Raw genomic sequence first — 6,598 nt, forward strand, 5'->3', positions numbered from 1 at the left:
CCCGCGCCCGGAGGACCTGGAGCGGGCCATGAGCGTTTTGGCCAAGGAGGGGGTCCACCTCGAGGAGGTGCTCCCCCAAGCGGCGAGGCCCGAGGAGCTAAGCGATCTGGACCTGGAAAGCCTGATCGATGTGGAACTGGATTTTGAGGACGCGGCTCTCGAGGAGGAACCAGAGGCCCGGACCTCCACTTCCTTGTCCGAGGAGGCAGAAGCCACCCACCTGACCTGGCCGGAGGACCTTCCGGCGGAACCCTTCGGCCTCCCGGCCGAGGAGGAGGCCTGGGCTTTGGAAGAGCCCGCCGTCCTCGAGGAACCCGAACCCCCCCTGCCGGGTTGGGCAAAGGCCGAGCCCCAGCCGGAAGCCGGCCTCGAGGGCATCCAACCCCAGCCCATCCCGGAGGCCAAGCCCGAGGTCCTGGAAGGGGCCTCCGTCCTCCCGGTCCCCCCCTTGGTCCTACGGGTCCACCGGGCGCGGCTGGACCTAGGCCCGGCCCAAAGGGCGGCCGAGGTCCTCGCCCGGGCCCTGGGAAAAGAGGAGAAAACCGTCCTCCAGGCCCTCCTGGCCAAGGCGGCGGAAAAGGCCCTGGCCGAACTGGGGCTTCCCCACCCGGCCCTTCTGGGCCGGCTGGAGGGGGAAACCTTCCGGGGGGCCCCTTTGCCCTCCGGGGGGCTTCGCGCGCTGGCCCAGGCAGAGTGGAAGGAGGAGGAAGGGCTTTTCTGCCTCTATGACCAGGAGGAACTCCACACCGGAAAGCCCGTTCTTTACCTACACCCCGAGGGCCTCCTGGCCCTTTCCGGCCCCTTTGAGCCCCAAGAGGCCCGGGCCCTTCTGGAAGGGGTCAAGCGGTATCTGGAAGAACCCCTCCTCCTCTTTCTCTAAGCCACCCGGCTGGGCATCCTTGCCTGGTCAGAAGGGGATGGGGTTGGGGCTCCGACCGCCTGCTCACCTTCTGAACGACCCCTTGCGAGAACGCCCCCCACGCCGCTTAAGGGGGAGGGGATCGGGTTTCGCCCCCTGAAGCCTCGCCTCCAAAGCCCGGATCTGGTCGCGCAGCTCCGCCGCCTTTTCGTACTCCATCCGTTCGGCCATCTGCCACATCAGAAGCTCGAGCTCCGCGATCTGGGCCTTGATCGCCTCCTCGTCCCAGACCTCCTCGGCCGCCTCCTCGGTCCCCTCCGGCCGGATCACCGCCCGCACCGCCTTTTGCACCGTCTTTGGGGTGATGCCGTGCTCGAGGTTGTAGGCCTCCTGGAGGCGGCGGCGGCGGTTCGTCTCCTCGATCGCCCTTTGCATGGCCTCGGAAAGGGTGTCTGCATAGAGCCAGACCTCCCCCCGTTCGTTTCTCGCCGCCCGACCGATGGTCTGGATGAGGGCCCGCTCGCTCCTCAAGAACCCCTCCTTGTCCGCGTCCAGAATGGCCACCAAGGAGACCTCAGGCAGGTCCAGCCCCTCCCGGAGGAGGTTGATGCCCACCAGGCAGTCGTAGTGGCCCAGGCGGAGGTCGCGCAGAAGGGCCTGGCGCTCAAAGGCGTCCAGCTCGTGGTGGAGGTAGCGGGCCCTTATCCCGTGCTCCACGAGGAAGCCCGTGAGCTCCTCGGCCATGCGCACGGTGAGGACGCTGACCAAGGTCCGCTCCCCTCTCCCCGCCCGCTCGCGGATTCCCTCCATCAGGTCCAGAAGCTGGTTCTCCGTGGGCTTGACCACCACCAAGGGGTCCAGAAGCCCCGTGGGCCGGATGATCTGCTCCACCACCCGGCCCGCCTCCCGCTCAAACGCCCCAGGGGTGGCGGAGACGAAGACCAGCTGGGGGGCCCTTTCCAAAAACTCCTCAAACCTTAGGGGCCGGTTGTCCAAGGCCGAGGGCAGGCGGAAGCCGTAATCTACAAGAGTCTTCTTCCGCATGTAATCCCCCCGGTACATCCCCTGAAGCTGGGGCAGGGCCACGTGGGACTCGTCGATGAAGACCAGCCGGTCCTCGGGGAAGTAGTCCAAAAGGGTGAAGGGGGGCTCCCCGGGGGCCTTTCCGGTAAAGTACCGGCTGTAGTTCTCCACCCCGGGGCAGGTGCCCATGACCCGGAGCATCTCCAGGTCGTAAAGCGTCCGCTCCTTGAGGCGCTGGGCGTAGAGGACCTCCCCCCGCTCCTCAAAGTAGCGCAGGCGTTCTTCGAGCTCCTTTTGGATCTCCTCCAGGATCCCCTCCATCCCCTCCGGGGAGAGGTAGTGGGTGGCGGGGAAGAGGACGAAGCCGGGAAGCTCCCGCAGCCTCTCCCCGCTTACCGGGTGGAGCTGGAGGATTCGCTCCACCTCGTCCCCGAAAAGCTCCACCCGGATGGGCTCCGTCTCGTAGGCGGGAAAGATCTCCAGAATCTCCCCCTTAGCCCGGAAGCGGCCGGGGGCGAGGTCGATCTCGTTCCGCTCGTAGCCGAGCTCCAGAAGCCTTTCCAGAAGGGCCTCCCGGGGGTAGGTCATCCCCCTTTGGACCACCAGGTTCCGCGCCCTATACTCCCGGGGGTCCCCCAGGCCGTAGATGGCCGAGACCGAGGCCACCACGATCACGTCCCGCCGGGTGAGGAGGCTCCGGGTGGTGGAGTGGCGGAGGCGCTCGATCTCGGGGTTGATGGAGGCGTCCTTTTCGATGTACAGGTCCCGCCCCGGGACATAGGCCTCGGGCTGGTAGTAGTCGTAGTAGCTGATGAAGTACTCCACCGCGTTCTCGGGGAAGAGGGCCTTGAACTCGGCGGCGAGCTGGGCGGCCAGGATCTTGTTGGGGGCAAGGACCAAGGTGGGCCGCCCCATGGCCTCGATGACCTTAGCCATGGTCACCGTCTTCCCCGTGCCCGTGGCCCCGAGAAGGGTGACGAACCGTTCCCCCGCCCTTAAGGCCTCTATGAGCTCCCGGATGGCCTTGGGCTGGTCCCCTTTGGGTTCTGGGCCTTGGTAACGGAAACCGCCCATCTCATAGCCCCAGGGCCCGGCGGGCGGGGAGGTAGTCCGGGGAAGCCTTCAGGGCCTCGCGGTAGCGCTGCTTGGCCTCGAGGTCCCGGCCCAGAGCTTCGAGGGCCCGCCCCTCCAGGTAAAGGGCCTGGGCCTGGAAAGGCCCCTCCTTAGCCTTTTGAAAGGCCAAAAGGGCCGCCTGGGGGTCTTCGGCCAGGCGGCCGAGCCCAAGGAGGAGGGCCGCCTCTTTCCCGCCTCCCGCCCGCTCCGCCCTAAGGAGGGCCTCTTCAAACCCGGGGCTTCCCGCCTCCTTAGCGGAGAGGGCCCAAAGGAGGGCGTCCTGGTAAAGCCCCGAGTAGATGGCTGCGGCCCTAAAGGCCCACCGGGCCTCTTCATACCTTCCCTCCTCCAGGGCCAGCCACCCCTTCAGCCGCTCCACCCCCGCCCCCTGGCCCAGGCGCGCCGCCTCCTCCAGGGCCTGGCGGGCCTTTTCCACCTCTCCCAGGAGAAGGTAGAGCCTACCCCTTAGGGCCAGGGCCTCTGGGCCCTTTTCCTCCCGCTCTAGCCGGGCTAGGGCCTGCTCGTACCGCCCCTGGCGCAGAAGCTCCCGGACCGGGCCGAGACCCTGGGCCAGGGCCAGGCCCAGGAGAAGGAAGAGGGCAAAGCGCATACGCCCATGATACAAAACCCCCCGCCCAAAGGGCGGGGGGCAGGCCACGCCAGGCTAGAAGCTGACGGTGTAGGCGATCTTGAAGGCGCTGGCGTTGGTGGTGAAGGTGCCGTTGTTGTCCACCTGGAACTGGCCCCAGGAGAGGACAAGGTCCCAGTAGGTCCAGCTCACGTAGAGGCCAGTGATGCTGCCTTCAATGCCGCCGGCGTTGACCTTTGTGTCGTAGATATGGTCCACGCTGGGATCCCAGGCCTTCTCATCGCTACCGAGGAGAACGTTGGAGATGTTGCTTCCCTGGTAGGCACCGTACTTCACCTCGAGGCTGGAGTTCTTGAAGAGGAACTCGTTCAGCTTAACCCCGAAGGCGTACTTGGTCTCCGCGTTGTTGGCGGTGCCACCATTGGTCTGCCGGGTCACGAACTCGCCAAAGAGGCTGGGGGCAAGGGGCAAGGCCAGGGCCTGGGTGGAGGCCTGGATGCCGCCCTTGAGGGTGGAGTAGCTCCCCGCCGCACTGCCCTGCAGGGTGTAGCTATGGTAACGGCCCAGGAGCTTGGCGTTCAGGATGCCAAAGCTCCCGCTGTAATCCCCATACACGGCGATATCCGTGCCGGGGCCGCTAGCAATCTGGGGGCGCACATTGACCGAGGCGGTGAAGTTGAGGTTGCGGATCAGGGCCTCCGGCTTGGAGCCATCGTGACTCAGGGTCGCGCCGTACTGGGTGTAGTTGAACTCTGAGGCACTGTAGTTAGCAGGACCGGCCTTCTCGCTCGAAGCAGAATCATCCAGGGTACCGTCATTCCCCTTATCCGCCGCGTCGTAGTAGGCCCTAAGGCTCAGCGCCCCCAGGGTAACGGTGCCGTTCACCCCATAGGCCGTCCGGGCCCCGGTGCCAGTATAGGTGTCGTAGTAGCCCCCCAGGCTGAGGATGCCCAGGCTAACGGTGGCCTCCCCTCCGTACCCCACCTGGTCGCTGTGGAAGGGCGCGTTGTTTTCGCCCTTCTCGGCGTCCCCGGAAAGCTGGGTGTTTGCATTAATCGCTCCGATATTCCGGTAGTTGGCCTTAAGGTTGAAGATGCCCAGCCCCCCGCTCGCCATCACATAGTACCCGCTGGCGTTGCTCGGGCTGCTGCTAAAGTACTCGCCGGAAAGGCTGAAGGGGCCCAGGGCGAGGCTCCCATCCAGGCCGAACACAGTGGTTCCGGAGCTGCCCGGGGTGGCCTCGCGGACCGCGGAGAGGCCAAGGGTCAGGGTGTCCAAGGGCTTGAGGGTGGCCCGGGCGCCATAGAAGTAGAGGTTGTCGCCGTTCGCACCCCCTTTGGACCCGTAGACCGCGGTGATCTGGGCCCCCAGAAGGCCGGGGTTAAGACTGGCCACGAGGCCGGGACCGCGGCTGACCGCATCGTTGTCAAAGACGTACTCGGTGAACTTGGTTCTCACCGTTCGGCCGAAGGTGAAGCTGAGGGTCTGGCCTTGGGCCACGTTCAGGGTGGTGGAGACCTTGTCCACCACGAGGTTAGGAGCCACGGAGGCACTAGCTGATGGGTTGGTCCAGCTGCCCGTTAGGCTGAACTGGACCAGGCCGGGGTAGGTGTTGTACCCACCGGGGGTGGACTTGGCGTCCAGGCCCTTGGTCTGGAGCTTCAACCTGAGGGTGGCCGTGGTGGCGCCTTCCGTGTCATTTGGGCCAAGGTCAGGCTCATCCACCACAAGGCCGTTGCCGTTCGAATCCCCGCTAGAGAAGTTGGAGGAGAAGAGCCGGTCCACGTCAAAGGCCTGGGCGGCCCCAGTCTTGTAGTATTGGTAATAGCTGAGGGAAAGCCTTCCGGAAATGGTAAAGGCGTTCCGCTCCAGGGTGGCCACCTTTTTCTCCAACTCGCCCGTCTTGCCCTCCAAGGCCCCCACGCGGTCGGCGAGCTTCACCAGGTCGGAGCGCAGGGCGGCGGCGAACTCCTGGACCGCGGCCACATCCTCCTTGGTGGCGAACTCCTCGAAGCTCACCCCCTGGAGCTCGGCCAGGCCCTTCTCCAGGGCGGTCACCCGGTCCTGCAGGGTGAGGACGTCCTGGTTCAGGAGAATGGCGAGCTCGTTCAAGGCCTGGATGGCGCCTGCGTTCGCCTCCACCTGGGTCTGGAGGGCGGAGACGTCGCCCTTCACCCCCTCCACCTCCTGGGACAGGGCCTCCAGCTGCTCGGCGAGCTGCTGGGCCTGGGCCAAGGCGGTGTCCGCGGCGATGGAGGCGGCCTCCACCCGGTCCATGAGCTCCTGGAGGGCGGCCTGGTCCATGCCCGGCTCCGGCATGGGCTGGGCCTTGAGCTCCTGGATCATGGCCTCGAGGCGGGCGATGTCGTCCTTGGTGGCCGCGTTGTCCTCGAGGGCGGAGACCCGCACGCCGAGGGCAGCGAGCTCGGAGGCGAGCTCCTGGATCGCGTTCCTCAGGGCCTGGAGATCCTCCTCCGAGAGGGCCTTCATGGTGGGGGACTCTCCCTTGGCCTTAAGCTCCGCCTCGATCATCTGCAAAAGCCGGTAGATGATGAGGGCCGCCTCGTACCGGGTCAGGGTCTCGTTTCCCCGGAAGGTGCCGTCCGGGAAGCCGATGACGAGCCCCTTCGCCGCCAGGGCCTCCACCGCCTCCTTGGCCCAGTGCCCTGCCGGCACGTCCGAGAACTGGGCCAGACCGAAGCCCATGGAGAGCACGGTCAAAAGCCCCGCCAGTAGAATGACCAGCCGTTTCTTCATACCCATTTACCCCCTTTATCTGGGCCGGGGTACCGGGCGAGTTTCCGCGTTTCCTCCCCTTTTCCCGGCCTTTGGACGCCCGCAGCCCCTGCACCCTAGGTCGCAGGCTTGCGGCATCCGGGCCTATCATAAAGGCCTCATGGGGCTTTTGTCAAGTATACTTAGGCCCCAGGGGGGTGAGCGCCTGGAAGAGTTAGAGGCTAGGCCAAAAAGGCGGGAAGCGCAGGGGGCCTTTGGCCCGACGAGGTGGCGGACCC

Annotated in this window: 4 protein-coding genes; 1 reads left to right on the forward strand and 3 read right to left on the reverse strand. The window is 66.0% G+C overall.

Translation table 11 applies throughout. From position 1 onward, the window contains the following. Window positions 1-880: dihydrolipoamide acyltransferase (locus tag C4301_RS09000; protein ID WP_352414749.1), on the forward strand; the 880-nt coding region annotated here is incomplete at its 5' end. Window positions 881-943: 63 nt separating this feature from the next. Here the strand turns inward: C4301_RS09000 and uvrB are convergent. The 3 genes from uvrB to C4301_RS09015 are packed head-to-tail and all read right to left on the reverse strand — an operon-like array spanning window position 944 to window position 6,341. Then, window positions 944-2,956: an excinuclease ABC subunit UvrB gene (gene uvrB, locus C4301_RS09005; RefSeq protein WP_352414750.1), complete on the reverse strand. Its 2,013-nt coding sequence runs from the start codon at window positions 2,954-2,956 to the stop codon at window positions 944-946. A 1-nt stretch (window position 2,957) separates the two neighbouring features. Continuing rightward, window positions 2,958-3,605 carry a tetratricopeptide repeat protein gene (locus C4301_RS09010; protein WP_352414751.1) on the reverse strand — a complete coding sequence of 216 codons (648 nt, stop codon included), beginning with the start codon at window positions 3,603-3,605 and terminating at the stop codon, window positions 2,958-2,960. Between the two features lie 54 nt (window positions 3,606-3,659). Then, window positions 3,660-6,341, reverse strand: a complete 2,682-nt coding sequence (locus C4301_RS09015; RefSeq protein ID WP_352414752.1) for an S-layer homology domain-containing protein — start codon at window positions 6,339-6,341, stop codon at window positions 3,660-3,662. Window positions 6,342-6,598: the final 257 nt, after the last annotated feature.

Source organism: Thermus sp., from assembly GCF_040290245.1.
Lineage (GTDB): Bacteria > Deinococcota > Deinococci > Deinococcales > Thermaceae > Thermus_A.